The sequence below is a fragment of the Cohaesibacter gelatinilyticus genome (assembly GCF_900215605.1).
GTDB classification, from domain to species: domain Bacteria; phylum Pseudomonadota; class Alphaproteobacteria; order Rhizobiales; family Cohaesibacteraceae; genus Cohaesibacter; species Cohaesibacter gelatinilyticus.
The window spans coordinates 490153-514381 of sequence record NZ_OBEL01000002.1 but is presented as its reverse complement, the minus strand read 5'-3'; the positions used below and the strand labels follow the sequence as shown (position 1 = coordinate 514381).

17 protein-coding genes are annotated in these 24229 nt (G+C 52.2%); 9 read left to right on the top strand and 8 right to left on the bottom strand.

The annotated features are described in order from the left end of the window. The first annotated feature begins 210 nt into the window (after positions 1-210). The 6 genes from CRO57_RS12535 (at position 211) to CRO57_RS12500 (ending at position 7742) form a co-directional block, all read left to right on the top strand. Complete coding sequence (locus CRO57_RS12535; protein ID WP_097153782.1) at positions 211-2835, top strand: TonB-dependent receptor; 2625 nt, start codon at positions 211-213, stop codon at positions 2833-2835. A 131-nt stretch (positions 2836-2966) separates the two neighbouring features. Further along, complete coding sequence (locus tag CRO57_RS12530) at positions 2967-4025, top strand: cytochrome-c peroxidase (protein WP_210200854.1); 1059 nt, start codon at positions 2967-2969, stop codon at positions 4023-4025. Between the two features lie 135 nt (positions 4026-4160). Continuing rightward, the gene (locus CRO57_RS12525) at positions 4161-4751 is read left to right on the top strand and encodes a hypothetical protein (protein WP_097153780.1); all 591 of its coding nucleotides are present in this window, start codon (positions 4161-4163) and stop codon (positions 4749-4751) included. A 13-nt stretch (positions 4752-4764) separates the two neighbouring features. Next, a complete protein-coding gene (locus CRO57_RS24405; protein ID WP_141401242.1) occupies positions 4765-5121 on the top strand; it encodes a hypothetical protein in 357 nt (118 codons plus the stop codon). 164 nt (positions 5122-5285) lie between these two features. Next, positions 5286-5924, top strand: a complete 639-nt coding sequence (locus CRO57_RS12515) for a hypothetical protein (protein ID WP_210200853.1) — start codon at positions 5286-5288, stop codon at positions 5922-5924. A gap of 918 nt (positions 5925-6842) precedes the next feature. Further along, positions 6843-7742, top strand: coding sequence for an AraC family transcriptional regulator (locus CRO57_RS12500; protein WP_097153776.1), 900 nt, complete (start codon positions 6843-6845; stop codon positions 7740-7742). 246 nt (positions 7743-7988) lie between these two features. On the opposite strand, the gene CRO57_RS12495 is transcribed toward CRO57_RS12500, so the two are convergent. From CRO57_RS12495 to CRO57_RS12480, 3 genes are all read right to left on the bottom strand, one after another. Then, complete coding sequence (locus CRO57_RS12495) at positions 7989-9389, bottom strand: RtcB family protein (protein ID WP_097153775.1); 1401 nt, start codon at positions 9387-9389, stop codon at positions 7989-7991. A gap of 1160 nt (positions 9390-10549) precedes the next feature. Then, complete coding sequence (locus CRO57_RS12485; RefSeq protein WP_097153773.1) at positions 10550-12115, bottom strand: vWA domain-containing protein; 1566 nt, start codon at positions 12113-12115, stop codon at positions 10550-10552. A gap of 181 nt (positions 12116-12296) precedes the next feature. Further along, positions 12297-12557: a hypothetical protein gene (locus CRO57_RS12480; RefSeq protein ID WP_097153772.1), complete on the bottom strand. Its 261-nt coding sequence runs from the start codon at positions 12555-12557 to the stop codon at positions 12297-12299. Between the two features lie 445 nt (positions 12558-13002). Between CRO57_RS12480 and rtcR the strand changes: the two genes are divergently transcribed. After that, a complete protein-coding gene (rtcR, locus tag CRO57_RS12475) occupies positions 13003-14595 on the top strand; it encodes an RNA repair transcriptional activator RtcR (RefSeq protein WP_097153771.1) in 1593 nt (530 codons plus the stop codon). 201 nt (positions 14596-14796) lie between these two features. After that, complete coding sequence (locus CRO57_RS12470; protein ID WP_097153770.1) at positions 14797-16716, top strand: AI-2E family transporter; 1920 nt, start codon at positions 14797-14799, stop codon at positions 16714-16716. Positions 16717-16773: 57 nt separating this feature from the next. Here the strand turns inward: CRO57_RS12470 and CRO57_RS12465 are convergent, their stop codons facing one another. From CRO57_RS12465 to CRO57_RS12455, 3 genes are all read right to left on the bottom strand, one after another. Further along, the gene (locus CRO57_RS12465) at positions 16774-17709 is read right to left on the bottom strand and encodes an alpha/beta hydrolase (protein ID WP_097153769.1); all 936 of its coding nucleotides are present in this window, start codon (positions 17707-17709) and stop codon (positions 16774-16776) included. 148 nt (positions 17710-17857) lie between these two features. After that, on the bottom strand, positions 17858-19960 hold the full coding sequence (locus tag CRO57_RS12460; RefSeq protein ID WP_097153768.1) for a methyl-accepting chemotaxis protein: 2103 nt from the start codon (positions 19958-19960) through the stop codon (positions 17858-17860). A gap of 289 nt (positions 19961-20249) precedes the next feature. Next, positions 20250-20867 carry a glutathione S-transferase family protein gene (locus CRO57_RS12455; protein WP_097153767.1) on the bottom strand — a complete coding sequence of 206 codons (618 nt, stop codon included), beginning with the start codon at positions 20865-20867 and terminating at the stop codon, positions 20250-20252. 53 nt (positions 20868-20920) lie between these two features. Between CRO57_RS12455 and CRO57_RS12450 the strand changes: the two genes are divergently transcribed. Next, positions 20921-21769, top strand: coding sequence for a helix-turn-helix domain-containing protein (locus tag CRO57_RS12450; protein ID WP_097153766.1), 849 nt, complete (start codon positions 20921-20923; stop codon positions 21767-21769). Between the two features lie 203 nt (positions 21770-21972). On the opposite strand, the gene CRO57_RS12445 is transcribed toward CRO57_RS12450, so the two are convergent. Together CRO57_RS12445 and CRO57_RS24780 are read right to left on the bottom strand one after the other, a co-directional pair. Continuing rightward, positions 21973-23868, bottom strand: a complete 1896-nt coding sequence (locus tag CRO57_RS12445) for an autotransporter outer membrane beta-barrel domain-containing protein (RefSeq protein ID WP_170956077.1) — start codon at positions 23866-23868, stop codon at positions 21973-21975. 97 nt (positions 23869-23965) lie between these two features. Continuing rightward, positions 23966-24148: a hypothetical protein gene (locus tag CRO57_RS24780; protein WP_170956076.1), complete on the bottom strand. Its 183-nt coding sequence runs from the start codon at positions 24146-24148 to the stop codon at positions 23966-23968. Positions 24149-24229 lie beyond the last annotated feature (81 nt).

Below are 24229 nucleotides of genomic sequence, written 5' to 3'. Positions count from 1 at the left end.
GTCATCACCCTAACATTGCGCAGGTGCTGCATCTGTTGCGGTTTTGGCAAATGAGGGTGGGGTGGGAATGGAGGTAGTCGTGGATTTGTTCACATTTATCCAAATCCATTTCTAAAATATGAGTAATATATTCATATTAATATTGTGCCATTAAAGACTCATGTTTTAAATACGCCCGTACAAATAACAAGATAAAACGGGATTTGAGGCATGAAACAATCAGCATTGGCGCGTCTGTCGGCGCTGCTACTGGGCTCTACCATCTTGGGGGTGCCAGCATGGGCGCAAGACGTGGCAAGTGATGCAACAACCTTGCGCCCCATTATCGTGATTGGAGAGAATGGAGAAGGCTTTGACGGCGTTTTCGGGGGGGAAGGAGATATCGGCAAAACGGTGCTGAATGAGGAGGCACTGAAGATTTTGGGCGGGGCGACGGGTGATGCCAATGCTGTGCTGAAAGCCCTGCCCAATGTGCAATATGCAGATCATACCAATACCAAGGCCGGCATGACCCCGGAAAGTGTGGTCGATTTGCGTCCGCAGCAATTCTCGATTTCTGGCGGGGATTTCAATTCAAACAATTTCGTGCTTGATGGGGTCGGTATCAATGCGGTGGGTTCTGGTACGGAACAGTCGACCAGTACGCTGACTGATCGCTTCTATCCGGCCTTTGACAGCCTCTATAGCCTGCATCCGCAGACCATTTATGTGCCTGCGGCCGTTGTTGAGAAAATGGAAGTGCAGGATTCCAATGTTTCTGCCGAATATGGGGGGTTTCAAGGTGGGGTGGTCGAGTTCCAGACCCGTGCCCCCAAGCGTGAAAAATGGGGGGGATCTGTCGAATTTTCGGGCAATAACAGCGATATGGCACAGTTTATCGTTGCGACGCCAGACGGTACGAACCCGCTGAACCGCAAGCCCATCGATTTCAAGAAATATAACGCTGCGGCTTCTGTAAGCGGTCCGATCAGTCCTGATCTGGCGGTCATGTTCTCGGTGTCCAACCGTTTTGCCAGCACCTCGCGTCAGCGGGATCCGCAATATAAGCCCGATCAGGTCAATCTGAAGACCAATCATACATCGCTTCTGGCAAAGGCGGTTCTGGAAAAGGATTGGGGTCAGCTCACCTTCCAGCATATGCATGATTTCTACAACAATGATTGGGAATCCTACCGCACGCTTCATGACGGGTTGACGCTGGTTGGCAATGGCACCTCATCCAAGGTTGATTTTGACAGAACATTCGAGCAGGTCGGCCTGTTCAACAATGTGAACCTGACCATGCACGCGGCTTACAATACATCCGAAAAAGGCCGCGATGAGAAGTCGTCGACCATGGTCACGTCCTATATCAAGAAGACCTATAACGGTCATTCTTATCTGAGCCCGAGCCTGTCCGACAAATGTCAGGATGTGGCAGGGGAAGATCAATTGTCTTGCAGTTGGGGTGGCATGGGTGATTTGCTGCAGAGCGAGAAAAAAGCCGAAGCCAAGTTCAAGGCCGGTGCTGAAGTGGGCAATATCAAAGTACGTGGTGGGGCATCTGTGCGCTTCATCACTGCTGATCGTCATCGTCCCGATGATGTGAATTTTTTCACCAGCACCAAATTTAACGATGCAGGCCTTAGATCTCGTGATCAAAGTGGTGGTAATTTCACCTGCGCCGATCCCAATGATCCGCTTTGCTTTGACAATGACCAGTTCACCAGCCGTAAAACCTATCTGAGGGCATACAAGGCCCAGGTCAATCTGTTCCAGTCCGATATTTGGGGCGAGTTTGAAATCAAGACGGGTGACTTTACCCTGACCCCCGGTTTTCGCGTCAATTACAATGATTATTCCAAGAATATCGATCTGGATCCGCGTCTGAAAGCCAAGCTGGCCCTGTTTGATGATCGGGTGACCCTGAGTGCTGGCGTGAACCGCTATCATTCCAATTCCATGCTGGCTTATGCCATGGCTGATCAGCGCCCGGACGTGCTGGCCTATACCCGTGCTGTGAATGGTGGGGTAGTGAGCAACGCCCATGCGGCCGGAGGCTGGACTGCAGCGGGCACCTATACCCGCACGCAGTTCAAGGATGCGAATTTGAAAACGCCTTTTACCGATGAATTGACCGGTGGGGTGGAAATCAAGGATCCGCTTCTGGATGGGACATTCCGCCTGAGCTTGCTGGAGAGACAGGGACAGGATCAATATTCCAAAACTCAGGATTCCACCTCCAAGCTTTATAAGCTTGGCAATGATGCATCGAGCCAATATCGCTCGGCCACTGTCGAATATGCCAAGGAATGGAAGGACTTGAATCTCTTCCAAATGAACAGCTTTGGCATCAAGACGGCGCTGACCTGGTCCGAGCAGTATCGCTCGACCAATGGCTATTTTTCTGCCAAGCCGACGGATAAATTCGTCTGGTACAAGGGGCGTTCATATTCCATACGCGAATTTGATGTGGTGACCGGCAATCTGGATATTCCAGTGCGAGGATCGGTTGCCTTCCATGGCTCCTTCTTTGATGAGCGGTTGAAATTGTGGTCCAACGCCAACTTCTCCCTTGCCTATGAGGGCGTTTATGACACCAGGAAAAACAGCTCGCAAACCAACCAGTTCGGTGCGGTTGTCTCTCATGATGTGTATGACGACAAAACCCTTGGCGCGGTTGTGACCGTTGATGTCGGTGGGTCTTATGAGCTTTACAAGAAGGGGGACTTGGGTGCCGTCCTGGATTTCAAGGTCGACAATCTGTTCTCCACCAAGGGTAATTCCACCGCCAGCAACAGCTATCCCTTCAAGCAGGGCAGAACCGCCTGGCTCGGACTGAAAGCCAGCTTCTAAGCTGAACTCATAGGAGATATCAGCGGGTTCCGTTCTGATGAGTGGGGCCTGCTTTGTCGTTTCAATCCAACTCACATAGGTATCGGACCTGGCTTATGCTTTTTGTGTCGAGATATTTTCTATCAAGTCTGATGATCAGTCTTGTATCCTTGGCAGCTGAGATCTCAGCCGCCAAATCTGACACGCTTGATCTGACCGAGCTTCGTCGTCTTTATCAAGGCCCTGTCTCTGACTGGCCGAAGGCAAAGGTGGCAGACGGCGTGAATCCTCTGCCCCTCGGGGTTTTGAAACGCCTTCCACGGCCACCCAAAGGCAGCATGGGCGCAAAACGCATTATGTTAGGCAAGCGTTTGTTCGAAGATCCAATCCTGTCAGGCAGCGGGCAAATTGCCTGTCAGTCCTGTCACAATCGTGAACTGGGGTGGGGGGATGGATTGCGGTGGTCCTTCGGCGACAAGCGCCAGATGGGCAATCGCAATGCGCCATCGGTGATCACATCAGGTTATCGCAAGCATCTGTTTTGGGATGGTCGCGCAGACAGTCTGGAAAGTCAGGCGATTGGCCCACTGACCAACCCGGTGGAAATGGCGACTGATCTGGATGAGATGCTGGCTCGGTTGAATGCGCATGAGACCTATCCGAGCTTGTTTGAGGCAGCTTTTGGCAAGGAGGGTGTCGATCTGGATCAGGTGGTTGCGGCATTGGCAGATTTTCAACGCCAACTGGAGCGCTCAAGCCGGTTCGAGCGCTTTCTGAAAGGCAAGCATAAATTGCTCTCCGACCAGCAAATCCATGGCTTGCATCTGTTTCGCACCAAGGCCCGCTGCATGAATTGCCATTCCGGCCCGCTTTTGAGCGATGAGAAATTTCACAATCTCGGCCTGACATTTTTCGGTCGCAAGCTTGAAGATCGAGGGCGATATCTGGTGACCGGAATGGATGATGATCTGGGGCGGTTTCGCACGCCAAGCCTTCGCCATGTCAGCAAAACTGCGCCTTATATGCATAATGGCATCCTGCCCACTTTGCGCGGGGTCGTGAATTTTTACAATGGCGGCGGAGGTGTTGAACGCCGACCCAAAGGCATGGCGGCAGACGCCCTCTTTCCAAGACGTTCAGACCTGATTGGCAAACTGAACCTGTCAAAAAGCGAGCGTGAGGCACTGGTGGCGTTTTTGAAAGTTCTTTGAAGATGGGGAGCTGGGCAAACGTATTTTCTATTTATTAAGAGCGAATTTTGTTTTTGCAATCAAAAATTGATTTCGTGTGGTGTGCGCCGCATTGTGTGATCGGTTGATCAATGGTGCAGCAAAAGGATATCTGCCATGAATATGCCCAAGATGAAGACTGCATGGAGGGCCATGACGCTTGGTACCATGCTTTGCCTCGGTGCACCGGCCTTGGCACAAGATGATCCTGTTGATGTAACGCCCAAGAATTGCAACACGCCCATCGGTATGACATTGAAAGGCCCATTGGCCAGTATGGTTCAGCCACGCCCGGATTATGCAGCCTATATCAATAAGCATGCGACCGAGCTTGATCTTTACAAGCTGCAAAACTGGATGGACAAATCTCGCGAAGTTATCTTCGAGGCGGAATATTCGAAAACCATGTCCAAGTTGCAGGGCAAACTGAGTTTGGCCAATATGCAGCTGCTGATCAAAACCTTTGATGGCCTCTTCTCGAAAAATGATAATCCGAACAAGCAGTTGATCGACAAGGAAATTGCTGCCGATCACGCTCATTTCGTATTCATCTCAACTTACAAGAACAAGCGTAGTCTTGTGATGGAATCGAGCTACTTTGTCGGCAGATGCATCGTCACAACCCGCCTGCAAGCCCCGCTTGCTCGCTTCTCTCCCCGTCAATGGATGAGCGCGGCCAACGAGGTGGATGTCGCGTTGATGAAGTAGGGGATGCAAAGTCGTGAGTGAGACGGAATATCATGAATTTCACGAGGCTGAAGTCACTCGTTTTGAGTCCAGCCTTGATGGAAAACGAATTACGTTAGAGGCCGTTGATGTCTTCATCGATGGTGTTAACACAAAGTGCCGAATTGAAGCGCAGAATGTGAGGAAGATCTTGAGAGATGATCTGGCCGTCAATCATGTCATCCTCGAGGCGAATTCTTCTGAAATTCTGGTCGTTAGAGGTGATCGTTCGCCGTTGTTCTTGCTTGTTCAATGGGAGGATTTTCAGCAAAAGGTGAGCCACACCAGAAGCTATGAAATCTGGTGTGATGACTTTCATATAACAAACCTCGGACCTCATGTTGAAGAATAATGCTGGAGGCTTTGGTTCTTGCGAGAGGTTGAAGTGTCTGCTTTCCATGCCGGGATATTATGGGTTCAGATATTTGATGCCACAGACTGGTTGTTTGCAGGATTGTGATGAAACGCCATTCATATTTGACATGGATCTGAACTCTGAGGAAGGGCGTCTGTAAGATGGCACAAACTTTGGAAACACTTTTGTCGAACTCTAGTGATCCGATGAGTTCAGCCGCGCCTTTCTTGAGCAAAGGTTTATATGATCAAGCCGGTTCGCTGGCGGAGGAGCTAGTGGCGATGCTGTCCAAGCGAAATGGGTTCTATGCGTTTGAAGCGGCTCTGCATGTTTTTCCTTCCCATTCCACCTGCTACGAGATTGGTCTAGACGAATGGAATAGCGAAAGCTTGTGGCGCGGTGAATATGAAGTATTGCTAGGGCGATGTGTGTTCTTTGGCGAGGACATATTCGGCAATCAGTTTTGTATTAAAGACGACAAGATATGTAGCTTTGATCCTGAAACGGCGGAGTTCGAGTATTTGGCCGATGATATTGAAGGCTGGTCACAGGCCATCCTTGATGATTATGACCTGTTGACGGGCTATCCGCTTGCTAATCAATGGCAACAGCGTAACGGAGCTTTGCTGTCCGGCCAGCGCTTGCTGCCCAAAATGCCATTCGTTGCAGGAGGAGAGTTTGCATTGGAAAACTTGTATCTCGGCAATGCGGTGGAAGCTATGCGGTCCAGAGCAAATTTAGCCAATCAGATTAATAATTTACCTGATGGATCTAAAATTCAATTTTCTGTTGTCGATTAGGCTGCAGCAAATCGTGGGGCTCGTTAGTGATGTCAAAGTTCTCTATGTTTGATGACATTTTGAGCAAAATATCCAGATATATGAAGAATGCATCGGACGCTGAATATTATCTCATTATGATCTCTGCGATCATATTCCCCTTGCTCACCTTCTCCCATTTTGGCCCTGCTATTCTTTTCAAGTTTTGGGCTGCTGTAACAATCGTGATTATCGTTTTTTATTTTCCTAGGAGAAAGTGACATTCGTATTGGCTCATATATGACAGGCTGCCTCAGTGCCTTCCCTTTTTCTTTCGTTTCCACGTGAGTTGCACATTCTGGGAGTTCAGTTTATGGACTTTTTTCTAATTATTGTATTGATGTTGTTAATGTTTTTCTTCTGGAAGAACAAAACAACGATAAAAATAAATGGCAAAGAATTCAGATTGGTCCCTGATGGTTCTTTGAAGGAATTTATTAATTTCGCTTATATTTTTGCCGTAACCGTCGTCTTTCTTCTGTTGGCCGTAATTTTTCTGGTGATCTGGCGGAACGCTCACGGAGAGTAATATTGGCCGAACGCTATTGGTGTGAAGCTCGGCCTTATTGGTTTCCAAACAATAGTCCTTTAAGCACTGCTGGCGATACTTTGATCGCGAGCAGTGCTTATTGGGAATTGGCCACTGGCAGGGCAGTCAATTCCCGTCCCCCCCGGAATAGGTTTTCTTGATATCCATGTTGCCTCACGTGCAAGCCTTGGGAAGGCGGGTCAAGGCGGCTGGAATCAAGGTTTTGACTGTTTGGGGAAGGTAGAAAGGGATTTTAAGCAGATGAATACACAAAGCTACAAAGTGCTTGCACATTTCTCCAAATCGGGATCTGCTCGGATGATTGTGGCAAAGCTCATGATAAGGTGACTGCCTTCAATTAGAGGTGCGGAATGCGTTCGGATTGCGAAAAACTTTTCAATTTCAAATCTTTGATCGAGCGCCATGTCACAGAAGACGGATTGCATTTCACGGATCTGGATGGCTTTGTTCTGTTTCGTGGATCGCAGACGCATAGCGCGGCCCAGGAGCTGTATCAGCCCATGATGGTCTTTTGTGTGCAGGGACACAAGAAGCTGATGCTGGGCGAGCAAGTGGCCGATTTCAAGACCGGAACCGCCTGCGGAATTTTCCTTCCCTTGCCCGTGATCTGCGAAGTGATCGAGGCCAGCGAGGAAGCGCCTTTGCTGGGTGGCGGGCTGGTGCTAGATCCGGTTCGCCTCTCCAAGATGATGCTGAAGCTGGATCGCTTGATCGAAGGTGAGCCCAAGCGATCGGGCGATCTGGATATCTCCGCCTTGCTGGCTGGGGATTTGAGCGACAATCTAATGGAAACCTTCACGCGGTTGATCTCCTGTCTGGACAATAAAAAGGACGCGCTGGTGATTGGTGATGCGATCCTTGATGAGATTTACTATCGCTTCCTGACAGACTATCCAGATTGGGATTTGCGCTATCACCTGAGACAGAAGGGCGACTTTGCCCTGGTCTCCAAAGCCATCGCCTATATCCATGACAATCTGGACCAGATGATCAGTGTTGATCAGCTCTCTGAAGAAGCCCGCATGAGTGCCTCTGGCCTGCATAAGAAATTCAAGGACATCATTCAGCTCTCACCCTTGCAATATATCAAGCTGGTGAAGCTTAAAAAAGCCCACGACAATATCCTGAACGGTATGAGCGCGCTGGAGGCCAGCTATTCCGTCGGCTATAACAGCCCCGCCCAGTTCAGCCGCGAATATAAACGCCAATTCGGTGTTTCTCCGTCGCATCAGAAGCGCTTGAGAGCTTAGTTATCTCTCACGGCTAATCCGGCCTTTGGCCGGGCCTCCGAGGGGGCGCAGTCAAGCTGCGGTCGCTTATCAGCTCCCGACGGAAGCGCGATGCTTCCGTCGAATTCTTTTCCCTTGAGAGGTTGGCTAGGAAAAAGAATCCGCAAAAGGAAATCCTTCCTTTTGCGACGGCCGATAGGCAAGCGCAAAGCGCACCCCCGTAGGCCCAAGCGAAGCTTGGAATAGCCGTGAGGGAGAAAAATACCCCTATCTTCCTTTCTTCTTTCGCTTCCAGAAGGGTTCCATCTCGCCAGCCATGATGCAGCCATAGGGGTCGATGTAATCTTCGATTTCGGCGAGGCCGAATTTCTCGATCTGGGCGACCACTGCGTCTGCCTTCTTGTAGCTGGAAGGCAGTTCCGAGATGTCGATCTTGTTTTCAAAGAAGCGGATATCCAATCCGGCTGTCTCCGCCGCCAAGATCTCTTCTGGCGTTTTGCCTGCATTGCGGCGCTTATGCTCGGTGCGGGAATAGTTCCGCCCCGCCCCATGTGGCGAGAAGCCAAGGGCGTGGTCGGCGTCTTTTCCGCGTACCACCAGAACAGGCTCTGCCATGTTCAGCGGGATGAGCGTCAGGCCGGTGGCGTCACTTGCATAGTCATCCCAGGCCGGGGTGGCGCCTTTTCCATGATAGAAAAGACCATCCCGTTCGAAGACGAAATTATGCTCGTTCCAATAGCGCTGTTCGCTATCGGCTTTTGCTGCCTCAACAGTGGCCTGATGGATGGCGTTATGGTTGGCCTTGGTCCATTTGCGAATGAGCTGCAAGGCTTCCCAATAGGCTTTTCCATCCTCGCTATCCGCCGGGATCCAGGCATTTTGCTTCAAGGTCTGCGGCGACAGGCGCTTGCGGACCTTCTCGGCCAGGATCATGCCGATCTTGTAAAGCTGCGCGCCCGGCCCGCGAGAGCCATGATGGGTGACGATGGCCGTCTGGCCTGTGGCCCGCGATGTGCCTACAAACAGGAAATGGTTGCCGTCGCCCTGTGTTCCCAGATGTTCCTGCGCGGCACGCAGGATCTTTGGATTGCTGAGGAATTTGTTCTCGCGGAACTGATCCATCAGCTTCTGGGACATGGTGAAGCGCTTGCCATTGGCGCGGCCACCGGGGCCGAAATGGGTCACGCTCTGGGCGGCATCCAGCACCGCTTTCGGGTCGGCATCCTTGACCATGGTGATCATCACCGAGCAGCAGATATCAGCGCTATGCATGCCGGGGTGAATGGCATTGCGCGCTGCCACCACACCGCCCACTGGAATGGTGCCCAAAGGGCCAGCCGGGCAGGCATCGGGCATGATGGCTCCGGTTTCCACTGTCGGGGTGCGCATCAGCTCGCGCATATGATGCATCACGGATTCCAGATTGGCTTTCTCGTCCTCGCCGTCCGCTTCAATATTGGCATGAAACGGCTTGGCACCGGTTGGTGCCAACTCCAGCTGAGGAGGCGGAATATAAGGCGCTAGCTTTTCGCGCACGGCGGCCAAATCCAGCCCTTCTTCCAAGGCTGTCTGCCCATCACGAAGCGCAGCGCCAAAGGCTTTCCCGGGCTTATGGCCCCATTCTTTCAAGACTTCACTGGTCAATGTATTGGTTTCAAATTCGCTCACGTTACTTTCCTCACATCGGTCGGAAGTCTGGCTTTTCTCTCACGGCTATTCCAAGCTTCGCATGGGCCTCCGAGGGGCGCTTCGCGCTTGCCTATCGGCCGTCAGAAAAGGAAGGATTTCCTCTTCTGGATTCTTTTTCCTCGCTGATTTCTCAAGAGAAAAGAATTCGGCGGAAACATAGGTTTTCGCCGGGAGCTGATAAGCGACCGCAGCTTGACTGCGCACCCTCGCAGGCCGACGCGGAAGCGTCAAATGGCCGTGAGAGGTTAGAAGCCAGACTTCCATTGGGGCAAACGGATGACAAGATGAAAATTCCGCCACCGGATTTCTCCGGGCCAGATTTGAACTGGCACGGATCACATCTTCATGTGATCCCTTCTGACAAGAGGCCTCATCAGAATGCGTTTACCTGTAATCCTGTCGGCATCCCCAATTGGGTTATTTTTTGTTTTCTCTCGGTGTTTTCTCTCACGGCTATTCCTCGCTTCCGCTCGGGCCTCCGAGGGGCGCTTCGCGCTTGCCTATCGGCCGTCGCAAAAGGAAGGATTTCCTTTTGCGGATCCTTTTCCCTTGCCAATCTTTCGAGGGAAAAGAATTCGGCGAAAACATGGGTTTTCGCCGGGAGCTGATAAGCGACCGCAGCTTGACTGCGCCCCCTCGGAGGCCGACGCGCAAGCGTCGAGTAGCCGTGAGAGAAAAAGAGCTAAGGCGACAAGTTTGTTGCAAAACGTTTCCTGCTCTACCTCTGAGCTACGCTGCATCATAAGTGGCTGCAGCGGCGGGATTCGAACCCGCGACCTGGCGGTTAACAATCGATGTAGTTCTGCAGGCATTCGCCCTAACCAATTTCAAACGTTCAAATCAGGCGACAAGGTGTTGATGAGACACAAGCCAGGCGCGCCACGATCATTGATCTCCGCTTTCCTGGTCCACGATGTAGTCTCATCGGCATTCGCCCTGTGTCAGATTTGGCAAGGAAGGGCAGGCGACAAGAGAGAAGGAATGGTTTTGGATGTCCCGTTCGGGCCGAAGCCTGTTGGAGCAAAGCTCGCCCAGACTTTTGAACGCACGCCTAGAGGGGAGTTGAACCCACTGAACATCCGGTTTGGTGGCGGCAATGTAATTCCTTCAGCATTCGCCTGCTTACTTTCTTGCTTAGTCTAACGCAATTCTATCCTTTCAATTTCGCCGACCACATATTCGGCGCTTGATCTGTCCTCTGCAAAAGCAGCGATCTGTTCGAAGACGGCATCAGAGAAGCCCCCTATATTCAAGACGTCCGGGCGGGATTTGGCCTGGCTTGTCCCGTAAGGGGCAATGTCGATGCAGACCAGTTTCGCCTTCGGGTTCCGCTTCTTGAGCTTCTCCCATTCGGCCATCATGTTTGTCTTGTTGTTCGATCCCCAGCTCTGGTCGACCCAGGACTGGTTGTCCGAGACCATGATGACCAGATCCGGTGCCTTCTGCCTTTTGTTCAGCCAAGCCAATGGTGCAGAGCAGTTTGTGCCTCCTCCGGCCAGCTCGGCCAGCCTTCGTGCATTGGTCAGGATGCTATCCCGTGGTTCCAATGAAACCTCTCGCACATCGAACTCAAACGGCAAGATTTCTGCCGATTTGTTCTGGCGCAAGACCGCTGCGCTCACCAAGGCCGCGATATCGACAAAGCGCGTGGACGTGGTTGCCGTGCCGCGTGTGCCGGTGACGGGCCAGGTCATGGAGCCCGAGACATCGGGACAGACCACGACTTTGCCGTCAAAGGCAGGCACATTGGAAACCGCAATCTCCATGGCGTCATGCAAGGCCTCGCGGATTTGCCGAGGCATTTGCATGGACAGCGCCTGATAGGTCGTCATCAACTGGTAAGGAAAGGCATTGGCTTTTCTCACGCGTGTTTCATCACTCACTATCCTTGCGACATCTGCAACCACCTGCTCATCTTCAAAGGCACCATGGCGCAAGAAGGTGTTCAGGTTCATGCGGATCATGTTCCAGCTTCCGCGCCGGGCGATTGTGGCCCAATCCTTTGCTGACAGCGGCAAGCTGGTCAGCATCTGAAAGGGAACATCGGGCACCATGCGGCCTTTTGGATCTTCCTTATAGGCTACATAATCACGCACCTGTTCTGGCAGATTTTCTGCTGCACATGGTTTGCCGATCAGCCAGCGATACAGGGCTTCACGCTCTGCATTGCGTGGCTTTGGATGCACCATCTTGATCACATCAGCCAGAGATGGAGACTGGCCAACGCTCGCCTGCAGCAGCTGATAATCGCTGGCGCTGTTCAGCCATGCCTGCACCAAAGCCTTTGGCCGTGTGCCAAGAGACTTTCGCCCGGTCTGGCCAGAGCGCATGATCTGCACGAAATTGCGCAGCATTTTGCCGTTGGTCACCACCTCGCCAAAGGCGCGAGAGAGCAGAACCGGATCGCGAGATGCCAGCACGGCCAGCAGCAAAGCGGGCATGTCTTTCATCTTGCCGTTTTGGCGGGCATAGATGGCTGTCTTTGCCAGAAAGTCATCGCTGACCTTGCTTGCAGCTGTCAGCACTGCCTGCAATTCCTGCTCGGCATTCTGATAATGCAGATCACCAATCGTGCCGGTTACGGCCAATTGTGCCAGCTTGTGCCGGTCGTCATATTCATAGGCCCGGCCTCCAGCCAGATTGTGGCTGACGGTCTTGTTTGAGAAGCGTCCTTTGAATGACGCGAACAAAGATTTATGTGCCATCGGTTTGACCCTTTCTCTTTCTCTCACGGCTAATCCAAGCTTCGCTTGGGCCTCCGAGGGGCGCTTCGCGCTTGCCTATCGGCCGTCAGAAAAGGAAGGATTTCCTTTTCTGGGTTCTTTTTCCTTGTGGGATTGATGAGGCAATAGGTCCTACTACGCGAAACTCTTTCCTTGAATGTGCCTAATCCCCTTCCACGAAGATCCATTTATCTTCGGAGATGCAGGTTTTCAGCATTTCTGACAAAGGAGTGTCTGCCTTGAAATTTGCCAGAACAATAGCGGCATGATCAGGACTTAATCTGCTGTATCCGTATGGGTCTATGTACACACCGGTTTTTTCCCTCAGTACATCGAATGCAGGAGCAACGCTGTCAAATTCGGCGTCATCCAGGCAAATGGAGTAGTTTTCTGAGTGATCCAGCCATCTGAAAAGAACTGCCATAATGTGTCTCCTGCCAACTTGAACGTGCCCTCGCAGGCCGACGCGGATGCGTCGAATTGCCGTGAGAGGAAAATTATTTGGTTATGCTCAATTTCGATGAACTAAGAATGCTGCAGGAAGCGTGCCCGAAAAATAGAAAAGTGAAAAATTACTAAGATATTGATTTGTTTGATGTATAAGTAAAAATGCAAAAAGAGGTGGCAAAATTTATGATAAAAATATATCGTCTTTTATAAATTCATATCGTTTGAGTGAATTTCATGAAAAAGGCCTCTGCATTATGAGGGTTTTTGTGATCTGACGCGGAAATGTGAAGCTGAGGATCGGAACATAGGCAGGGCTTAAGCGCGTTTCCGAAAAGTTGCAGACTTTTCGGACAAGAATTCGCTCAAAGGACGAGAACCGGAAGCGAACATTGACAAAGTCAGAGGGCAAAAGGACCATCATGCAGGGGTCTTTGAAAAAGAATGTTGTGATCGGCTTCCTGGGCACCCAGCTGGATGCAGGGAAGAAGCGGCGATGGCGGCCATCGGTGGCGGTGACGCAGCATGGGCATTTTCCGGTGCATCGGCTGGAGCTGCTTCATGATCGTAAATTCTCTCGTTTGGCCTATAAGGTGAAAGAGAATATCGAAGGGGCCAGCCCGGCGACGGAGGTTCTGCTGCAAGAGGTGGATCTCAATGACCCATGGGATTTTCAGGAGGTCTATGGCGCGCTGTTCGACTTTGCCAATGGCTATGGCTTTGATGAAGAGCGCGAGGATTATTATCTGCATCTGACCACCGGCACCCATGTGGCCCAGATCTGCTGGTTCCTGCTGGCCGAATCCCGCCATGTGCCCGCCAAGCTGGTGCAGACATCGCCACCGCTACAACAGGGGGATCCGGATTACGGCTCCTATTCCATCGTTGATTTGGACTTGCGGCGCTATGATGCCTTGCAGCAGCGCTTTGATCTGATTGCGCAGGAATATAATGCGCTTTTGAAATCGGGTATCGAAACCCGCAATGCCGCCTTTAATAGCCTGATAGAGCGTATAGAGCTGGTGGCGAGCCAATCGGATGCGCCTCTGTTGCTGATGGGGGCGACAGGCACGGGCAAGAGCGAACTGGCACAAAAGATTTATGAGCTGAAATTGCAGCGTCGCCGTGTCAAGGGCCGTATGGTGCATGTCAATTGTGCCACGCTGAAGGGCGAGCGGGCCATGTCCAGCCTGTTTGGTCATCGCCGCGGGGCGGTGGGCACGGGCAATTCCGACCGGCGTGGCCTGTTGCGTGAGGCGGATGGCGGAGTTCTGTTTCTGGACGAGATTGACGAGCTGGGACTGGATGAGCAGGCGATGATCTTGCATGCGGTCGAGACCGGGCGCTTTCTGCCCGTTGGCTCGGACCATGAAATCACCAGCCGCTTTCAGCTGATCGCTGGCACCAACCAGAATTTGGGGGCGCTGGTGGCCAAGGGTAAATTCCGCCCTGATCTTTATGCGCGGCTGAATTTATGGACCTTTGCACTGCCATCTCTGGCCGAGCGACGAGAGGATATCGAACCCAATATCGAATATGAGTTGAACCGCTGCGAGACCTTGCTTGGCACCCGCTTTGGCTTCAATGCCGATGCCTATGCCCGTTACTTGCGCTTTGCCACATCGCCTGCCACGCTGTGGCCGGGCAATTTTCGCGATCTTGGGGCCTCCATGCAGCGGCTTTGCACGCTGGCCCCGCGCGCCCGCATCACGCTGGCCGCTGTCGAGCAGGAGATCGAGACCCTGCAAGCTCATTGGGAAAGTGCCAGGCAAGATCCGGATGCAGAGCTTTTGAGTTCTGTTCTGGGGGAGGAGGCGAAGCTGCTGGACCCGTTCGACCGGGTGCAGCTTGCCTATGTCATTCGCACCTGCCAGCAAAGCCCCAGCCTCAGCGCCGCAGGCCGCAGCCTCTTTGCCGCCTCTCGTGAGAGCCGCAAAAGCAAAAATGATGCGGACCGCTTGCGCAAATATCTGGAGAAATTCGGCCTGTCCTGGGCTGAGATCAGCGAGGGGTGATATTCATCTGATCGAAGATGAAACAGGGGAAGTAGAAACCATTTGGTTAGGATGATTTCATTTGGTTGTTGGCGTATTTGCTTCAAGTGCTGATTGCAGTGTTTGATTCACACTTGCAGTGCAGTCTGACTGGCAAGAAAACAAGGGATAGGAGGTTCGCTTTCCGCCCTTGTCAGTTTCAGATATGTGATTGAGACAGTCATGAGTGAAAGTGGAATGCCACTCACGCCTTCTGAGGGGCGTGGGCGAGGAAAGAAATCCCGCCCATGGTTCAAGATATTTGTCGTGGCCTTGGTAATCTCTACCATTATTACCTTTATAATGCCGGGCTTTGCATGGGCATTGGTTTTGACCATTGTAGGGACACCGGTTGGTCTGTTTCTGCTTTTGGCACCAACCCTTCTGCTCTATCTGTTTTTGCTCTGGGCTTTGCATAAGCTTTTCAGCCAGCGCACCGACAAGAGATGGATCAGCATTTCTCTCAGTTTGGGTGTGGGGATTGGTCTGTTGGCCATTCCGCCCTATGTCAGCAATCCAAAGATCGAAGAAAAAGCCCGTCAATTGATTGCGGGTGACCATGATGACATCACCCACCCGGTTAAGGTGAAGACGATTGCTCTGCGTAAAAGTCGTTATGATCCGACCGAATGCAATGGTTTTTGTGTTTATGCGCTTTTGAGCGGGGCAGCTGAGCGGGTTTTGATGATCGAGGCGTCAGATGATGATCTTCTGGGTGATGTCTTGTCTTATCAGGATGGTGCGCAATATCGACTGGTTGAGCAGGAAAACTGTGTTTTACCAAAGAATTTGCAACGCAACTTTGTCGCGTCTCCAAAATTAGGCAAGGATAGCAAAGGGCAAACCGTCAAGCTGATTGAAGAGTTGAGGTTGCGAGCCAGCTTGGGGCAGTGTCTGGTGAAGACGGATGAGGTGGATCTGGAAGATGCGGATCTGATCGTCTCCAAAGGTAAGGGGTATTCTTCTGCAGAAGGCAGCCGCTTCAGTCTCGATTTTTTGGGTGCTCGATGGTCACATATTCGCGTGCACCAACCTGATGAAAACGGTCGCAAGCTGAAGGAGATCTATCGCTGGACAGGCGGATCCTATGAAAAAATGTTCCCTATATTGTTCATCTCACCTGGTGCGATGGAGCGGGGCCGTAAGGAGAGCGCTGGCTGGTTGCGTGGTTCCGAACTGCTTGGGGAAGGCCATGGCAGGCTGAATGACAAGGTTTGGTCGCGTTTTCTGGATGAAGTCCTGCAATTTTCCCTGCCTGCGACCGGCGAGACACCTTATGACATCATGAACCGTCAGATTGATCAGATCCTTTCGGAAAATCGAAAGCCATCAATTGCTGAATGGTCGATGATTAATCTGAAACTCAATACAAGAGTTCGAGGTGCACCTGAAGGCTTTGATGAGAAGCGGATTGAGCACATGTTGGCTATTCTTGCCAGCCCACATTTCCCGTTGCCTGCCGGTCTGGATGATATCAAAAGGATGCTGGCAAAGAGTGGAGATGAAGAGCGGCTCGCTCTCATGGTCCAGCATGTGTTTGAGCGTTTGGACAACTGGAATGAGCGGAGAATCAATATGGCGTTTGAAGAAGAGGGAACATCGCTCAGTTCTGCTCACTGGTTTCTCAGCCGTTCTCCTGATTATGCTCTTCAACCAAATTTTGATGTGATTGAAAGATGGCTATCCGATCCTGAAATGCGTGCGAAAATGCGAGGGTTTTTGCATAGGCTTCCTGAGTTTGGAGAGCCGGGGCGCACGCTGTTGATTGAGCAGTTTCGGGCCATCATTCAAACGGGAGTGATCAATAGTGAAGACGATGTAGATTGGGATCGCTATTGGCGAGCGCTTCGTGGGCTTTGCAAGGCTGGAGAGGCAGCCACGCAGTTTTTGCCGGAGCTGGAGCAGATGATCCTTGATGGAAAAGTGCCATTAGGAGATCGTAGTTTGCTACGACAGCTTATGGACACCCATATACGGTTGGGCGGCGACCCCGACATGATTTGGGGCAAAATTGAGCAAGCCAATGCGCATCGGGAAGATCTTGATGACTGGTTGCGCCGATTGGAGAAAAAACGCGCAGTCTCTGAGCGAGACTGCAATTGATGACTGGTTATGAAGGCGGACGGCCTCTCTTGGGCTGAGGTCAGTGAGGGGGTGAGGCTACAGATCGAGCGCTTCCTTTAGCCATGCGTCGATCTGTAGGGCGCTTTGCTTGGCATTTCGTTCCAGCATCAGATCATGGCCAGCATCGGGAATGGATAGATAGTCGGCGCCATAATGGTTGGCCGCGCGGCGAGATGCTGCGTCGGGGATGATGGCGTCCTCTTCTGCGCCAAGCCAGAGCATGGGCATTTGTCCTGCGGCTGGGGGTGTCCAGATAGGGGCGCGATGTTGCATCAAGACGATCTCGGATTCCGGGCCAAGCTCGGGTCTCAGCTTTTGTGCAGCCTCATCATTGCCCTTGGTGAAGAACCATTTGCGAACGGCCTGATCATTTCGAAACTGAAAGCGCCAGCCGAGAAAGGGTGAGAGACATGTGCCCAACGGATCAATCTTCATGGCATTCCAAAGGCTGTCCTTGAGGATGTCATGAGACGTCCAGGATGCGACCAGCACCATGGCCGGGAGTGGGCCGACATATTTCAGATACCATTGGGTCAGTGCGCCACCCATGCTGTGACCCATCAGGATTGGTGGCGTGTCATGGCGCTGGATCTCATCTGCCAGAAAACGAAGATAATAGGCCAATGAGCACTCTGGTACGGTCCTTTGCTCTGGAGAACGGCCATGGCCGGGCAGCGAATGGGCATGACTTTCCCAGCCACATTCGGCAAGCCAAATTTGCCAATCCCGCCAGCAGGAAGCGCTATGCCACATGCCATGTTGCATGACCAGAGCCGGACGTTTGGATGGTATGGATGGTTTGACCACGACCCGCTCGATACCGTCTTCAATGCTGTGAGACAGGGACCAGCTATCCGTTTTCTGCTGCTCAATGGTGATGGACTTGCTGCCGAGCAGCTCGTTCTTGCTGGATTGATAATCCGAGAGAGGGTCCACAGAGGATAATCGTTTGATCGTTGAAGGGCTCAGCATCTTTTTCTTTGTGACAAGTGGATAGTAAGATTGTGCGTTCCGGGTTCAAAGGAAAACGTGGCCATATGGTTTTCATTCAACAGACAGGTATGGCCACCCGGCAGATAGTCATAACATGATCTATCCGCTGGGTGGGACCTAATCGATATCAGCTTGCTCTGACCTGTTGAATGAATTTGCCGACTTCGTCTTTCAGGATGGAGGCCTGTTGGGCGAGTTCGCCCGCAGCTGATTGGACCTGGGCTGACGCGGCGCCTGCTTCCTGGGATGCGTCCGAGACCGCCCTGACATTGTCATTCACCACTTGCGTGCCCTCTGCTGCCTGATGAATGCTGTCGGCAATTTCATGGGTGGCTGCATTTTGCTCTTCCATGGCCGCTGCAATGGCCGAGGAGATTTCATCCACCTGCTGGATCACATGGCTGACCTGTTCCATGGAAAGGGTCGCTTGCTGGGTGGCGTTTTGAATGCCGGTGATTTGCTGCGCAATCTCGTCGGTTGCCTTGGCGGTTTGGCCTGCCAGATCCTTGACTTCTCCGGCGACCACGGCAAAGCCCTTGCCGGCTTCTCCGGCGCGTGCTGATTCAATGGTTGCGTTCAGGGCGAGCAGATTGGTCTGCTCTGCGATGGTGGAGATCATCTCGACCACCTCGCCGATCTTGTTGGCTGTTTCCGCCAGCAATTGCATCTGGCCGTTGGTCTCATCCACCTTGGTCACGGCATCTCTTGCCGATTGCGATGCCTGTACCACCTGCTGGCTGATCTCGGCTATGGTCGAGGTCATTTCCTCGGTGGCCGTGGCAACCGTCTGCACATTGGAAGAGGTTTGCTCGGATGCAGCAGAGGCTGCTGTGGCCTGAGAGGAGGTTTCCTCGGAGACGTCTGCCATGCTTCTGGCGGTGGTGCTCAATTCGGTCGATGCAGAGGAGACCGCATTCACGATGCCGCCGACATGGCTGTCAAAATCGTCGGCCATTTGCAGCATCATGGCATGTTTTTCTTCTTCTGCGCGCTGTTTGGCAGTGGCCTGCTCGGCCTCCAGCTCGCGGGCGCGAATGCCATTCTGCTTGAAGACCTCAACGGCCCCAGCCATCTGGCCCAATTCATCTCCACGGTTTTTGCCCGGCACATGAATGGTAAAGTCATTGCGTGCAAGTTTGTCCATGACGCTGGTCAGATCGAGAACCGGCCTGGTGATGCCGCGAGAAATGACAAAGGCTGCAATCAGGCCGAACAGAACAGCCAGTGCACCGACAATCATCATGGCATTTTCAGCATCAAGCAATGTATCGCTTACATCTTGCAGAAGAATTTTCTCGTCTTTTTGGGCAGAGGCTTCGATGGCATTGGTATTTGCCATCATCTGCGTCGCGCCATTGTCCAGAATGGTTTTGCGGATCTTGTTGCGTCTGAAGATGATTTCTGTCAGTTCGTTGAAAGATGCTTGATATTTGGGTGCGGATTTCTGGACTTTTGCCAAAAGGGCCCGGCGTGACGGATTTTCCAGGCTGGCTCCGAGATCGGTCAGTTTCTGACCCAGGGCGGCCAGCTCCTGATTGGCCCGATCCATGCTTTCCTTGCTGTTGTCGTCGAGAAATTTCATTACATACAGACGAGCAAGCAGCAAATGCTCCTGAGCCACGCCAGCAAGACTGGCGGATTCATAATCATTGGCGTCAAAGGCGCCTTCGCGGATCTGGGTGAGCCAAATGCGGATATCCATGCCGGAGACCGACAGATCCGAGTAGAGCAATTCATTACGCCGATCAAGAAGGGTAGCTATTTCCGAGAAACCCTTACCATAGTCATTCATTTGTCTGGAAACGCGGCTTAGAAGTTCCACCCGTTCGGGTTTGAAGATTTCACCTTTGGCTTGCTTTGCCAATGCATCCAGCTTTGCAAAGTTTGTTTCGAATAGGGATTTTTCCTTAGTATCAGAGGTTGCCAGAAACTCCCGTGCGGCCAGTTGTGTTTCAACGACTGAACGCTGGATAGCGGAAACCAGGCGGGAGTCACCCGCCATGTCTTCATATTTCAGAAAACTGTCATCCAGGTTTCTCAGCTCCATGATGGAAAAGAAACCAAGGCCGACCATTGTGGTCAGGACAAGTCCAAAACCCGTGTAAATTCTGGGGCCTATCTTTAATTTGGAAAAGAGAGAAGAAGATTTGGAACTAGTGAGATCTTTGGCGTTTTTGTGCGCGCCATCGATGCTTGCCCGCGTGTCCACGCTCATCGAGTTATGCGACATTTTTTAAAGAGCCTTAATTGAAAGTGAGACTGATCCGTCTCAGGGGTAGGGTGTTATATACACCCCCATTCTGTGCTCTCGTTAAGTTAACAAGGACTTACCAAAACTTGTCCAAAAGAGAAGGTGGTTTTGTATGTTCGCAATTCAAGATATTGTTTTGTCGACATTTCCCCTCACACGTGTGATCAATTTGTGCCATTTTGTCGCACCCTGCAAAAGACTATGGATTGTTACATGATGCGCTTCGTGATCCGGTATCCATCTGAATTGTCGGCGATAATTCGTCTGCTCAATGAGCCAGATTCTTCATTTTTGTCTGGAATTCTGTGTCTTCCTCGGTCACCTTGGCAAAGGCCGGACGGGTGGCGCAGCGCTGGAGCCAGCTTTGTATGGCCCCAGCCTTCGGGGCCATGACGGGGAACCAGATGAAGGGGGCGGCGATGAGGATATCGGCTGCCGAGAAATGATCGCCCAGCAGGAAAGGATGTTTGCTGAGTTGATCATTGAGGCAAGCTTCCATCTCTTCAAAGCCACGGAAGGTGGAAGTGAAAAGCTTATCTGGCTCCATGGACGACATATGCATGGTCAGCACCGGCTCGATCACGCCGCCATAATAATGCAGCCAGCTTAAGTAAGCCCCGCGCTCCTTATCGCTGATGCCGGGTGCAAGGCCAGCATCGGGGAAGAGATCATTGAGATATTGCACAATGGCACCGGACTCTCGGATCATCACGCCATCATGCTCCAGCAGCGGGACTTTGCCCTCGGTGTGGGGACTTTTCGGCGCGGATTGGCCGGGGCGGATGGAGACCAGTTCCAGCTGGACCTGATCGCGGGCGCCGAGCTCTTCCAGCAGCCAGAGAATGCGGGTGGAACGGGTTTGTGGGCAATGGTATAGACGGATCATCGGGGCCTCTTCATTTGCTTTGCGGCACCGTAGCGCGTGGCCGGGAGGGGCTCTTGGAAAAAGCCGACAAAATCACATTGGTTGAACGGGAACTGCCCATCACACGTGGCGTGGTGGTGGATGATCCAACCCGCAAACATCTGTCCATCAGGCAGTTTGTGCCCTCTCAGCCCGATCTTGTGCCATGGCTGGAGCATGTCTGGATGGTGGCTTGGGATATGCCGGACGGGCAACAGCATATGCAGCGCACGGTGCCGTTTCCGCTGTTCAATCTGGTGGTGGACCAGTGTCGGGGCTCGGCATTGTTTGGCTGTACGCGCAGCTATTTTGAATATCCCTTGCAAGGCTCCGGCTGGGTGGTTGGCTTTCGCTTCAAATCCGCTTTTCAAGGGGCCTTTCATGACGGTCCAGCGGTGGAACTGACTGATGGCTTTGCCCCCGCAACCAGCTTCCTTGCGCCAGACATCTTGCAGCCTTTGGAAGGTGTGAATGGGAGACTGCCTACGAGGGAGGATATCGCCGCCAGTTTGCGCAATTTGTGCGATGTGGCAAAGCCGGTATCCGATGTTGCCCGGCGTGTGAACCAGATGACCGCCTTCATCGAGGCGCATGGGGATCTGTTTCGTGTGGCTGATCTGGCGACAGAATTCAGCCTTACCGAGCGGACGTTGCAACGGCAATTCGAAGCCCATCTTGGCATGACGCCCAAAGCGGTGATCGAGCGCTTTCGCATCCATAACGCCCTTGCCAATTGCGCAAGCGGTGAGGAGACTTTCTCGGACCTTGCCTTGCAGCTTGGCTATTTCGACCAATCCCACTTCATCAACGCCTTCAAACGCATCGTCGGCTGCTCCCCAGCCGATTATGCCAAGCGATTGAGAGAGACGGATAGCGTGGGCTGATGACAACGAACAGTTCAATCTTACGATTGCATGCTTTGGAGATCACAAGGTCCTGTCTGACAATAAAGGAATGCTGCACAGTCCAAAGAGTTGCATCTCTTGGATAAGAAGCTCAAAATCCTTTCCGTATAAAAATGCAGGCAAGGTGGTGGGAAAGATCCCAGTCACCTTGCCTGCTCCACGTCCCCCAGGAAATCAAAATATCAATTCAACGGGATGGTCAGGCGAACCTTGCCGCCATAGGCCTGATATTTGTCGACACCAATGCCATCATGGAAGGATGACATGTTGAACAGCCAGTCATTGGCCGTCTTGATACCGAGACCTGCATCCAGACGGGCTCTCAAGCTGCCCTCTTTCAAGGCGGAATTCTGAGAGCTGTCATTGCCGGACATCTTGAAGTCCCACAAGCCCGATGCCGATACGAAAGGCGTCAGGCGCACACCATTGTCCAGTTCCGTGACCAGCGTGAATTTGGGACCAAAGCGGATTTCCCCGACGCTATAGGTCTGCCCCTCGACGCGAGAGCCATTGCTGTCGATATAGCTGTCCTGCTTCTCTTCGAAATAGGTAGCCCGCAAAAATGGATTGAAGGCAACACGGGTCATCTGATCAAGACTGCTCAAAAGGATATCACCCTCTATTTGACCGGTGGCAATCCAGCGGGTGGTATCGAAGCGATCCTTGTAGGTGCCGGTCGGAGAGATCTTGTTATTGGATTGGCCCCAGGCAATGCGGGCTTCATAAAGCAGGCTGTGACCGGGAAGACGACCGGCAATATAGGGTCCGGCCATCCAGCCCGTCCCGTCAACGGAGCTTGATCCATTTTTCTCGGAGACGGAATCATATTGTGCCATCGCTCCGACAATCAGGTTCGGATTGACAAAATAATGCGCACCAAGATAGGCAACAATCGTATCTGCCCTGGACTGATTGAGCTTGGCACGAGAGGCATAAAGCTGTGTCCAGACATCAAAGCGGTTCTGGGGTATGCCATAATCTTTGCTGTTGTCGAGAGCATCGATGTTATCCAACCCCGCATTGGCACGATTGGCCGCCTCTGGCGCTGCATAGGATGAAGCATGCGCGGCTTCCACAGACTGATCAATGGCTGCAAGCCCATTGTCATGGCCGGCTTCTGCGGCCTGTCTGGCGGCCTGAATGCGTGACAAGGAGGAGGAGAAAGCAAGATCCATACGATCTGCATTGGCAGACAATCCCAAATTCCCCAGAGGGCCGCCACCGGCAAGATTGAACCCGTCAATAAAACCGGACAGAGACGGCTGATGGTTCAGGACATGGGTGGCACGGTTCTGAATGAAGGACTGGATTTTCTGGACCGTTGCCTCATTTGAACTGCCACGCACAACGACCCGGGTTGCCGCCTGATTGTCTACATCCCCTGATTCACTTTGAGTAACACCAGCCGCGATATCAATGGTCACATCCCCATCACCGGATGGACGTATGCTAGCACCATATTCAACTGAATTTGTCGGTTCCATATCCAGAACCTCCCCATTCATGACGGTGACATCTTCAGGACGAAGAGCAGTCACAGGCTCTGAGAATCTGACTATGACCGAAAAATCTTCGCCATTATGGCTTTCCGGCGCATCAATCTGCACCGTCGGGCCCTCGGCCGGCTGTGGGGAGGATATCGGACCAGCAACTACTTCGGTATCAGTAGCTCCCTTGATTGCATATTCATAATCAACCCCTCCAAAGGTATATTTGAAGCCAAGATAGTCAGCACCCGCAAAAAGATTTGCGGTCGGATTAGGAATTGACACGCCAGTCACTGGGCCAGTGAAGCAACTGTTAATATCAGCAGAAGTCATTGCGCCTGAAAAAAAATAAGTTCTACTTCCACCGGAATAAACACTACTGCCAGCAATTTTGTCATCGAATCCTGCTTGCAGCGCAACTCGAGCGTTACCGCTGGGTGAATAATCAATCTGAACCTCACAACCACGATCACCAATTGGCTTGACCTCGCTATACGGACTCCCCCCACCAAAAGCGATGGCACTTTGGGCACTGATCGCAATTACGCCTGCGGCAACGAGGGGCAGCAACATGGCCCTTAACATCTTCATGGAAACCTGCATGTGCCCATGCCAAAAGGGCCATTTTGTCAATTTCGAGCCTGTGCTGCGCCGCGCAAAACCGTACGCTGCTGCATCAGACAAAGCTTTATGAAAGGAGAGGTAGGCCCGACCCGAAGATCTGAACCAATCGGCAAATTCTGACATGATCAACCCGCATTTCCTGATCAGCCATCATGTCGTCAGGTTCGCCCAAGGCATCCCGCACTGGAGTATTTGGCACCACGGAACAAAGCCGTTCGCTTAGCCCGCAAAATGAAGACTGCGCCATACTCTGGTCGTAAAAATACGGATGCAAACAGCGAGGAAACTTGCCGTAACATCATGATTTAGCTGTGATTCTCGATAAGAA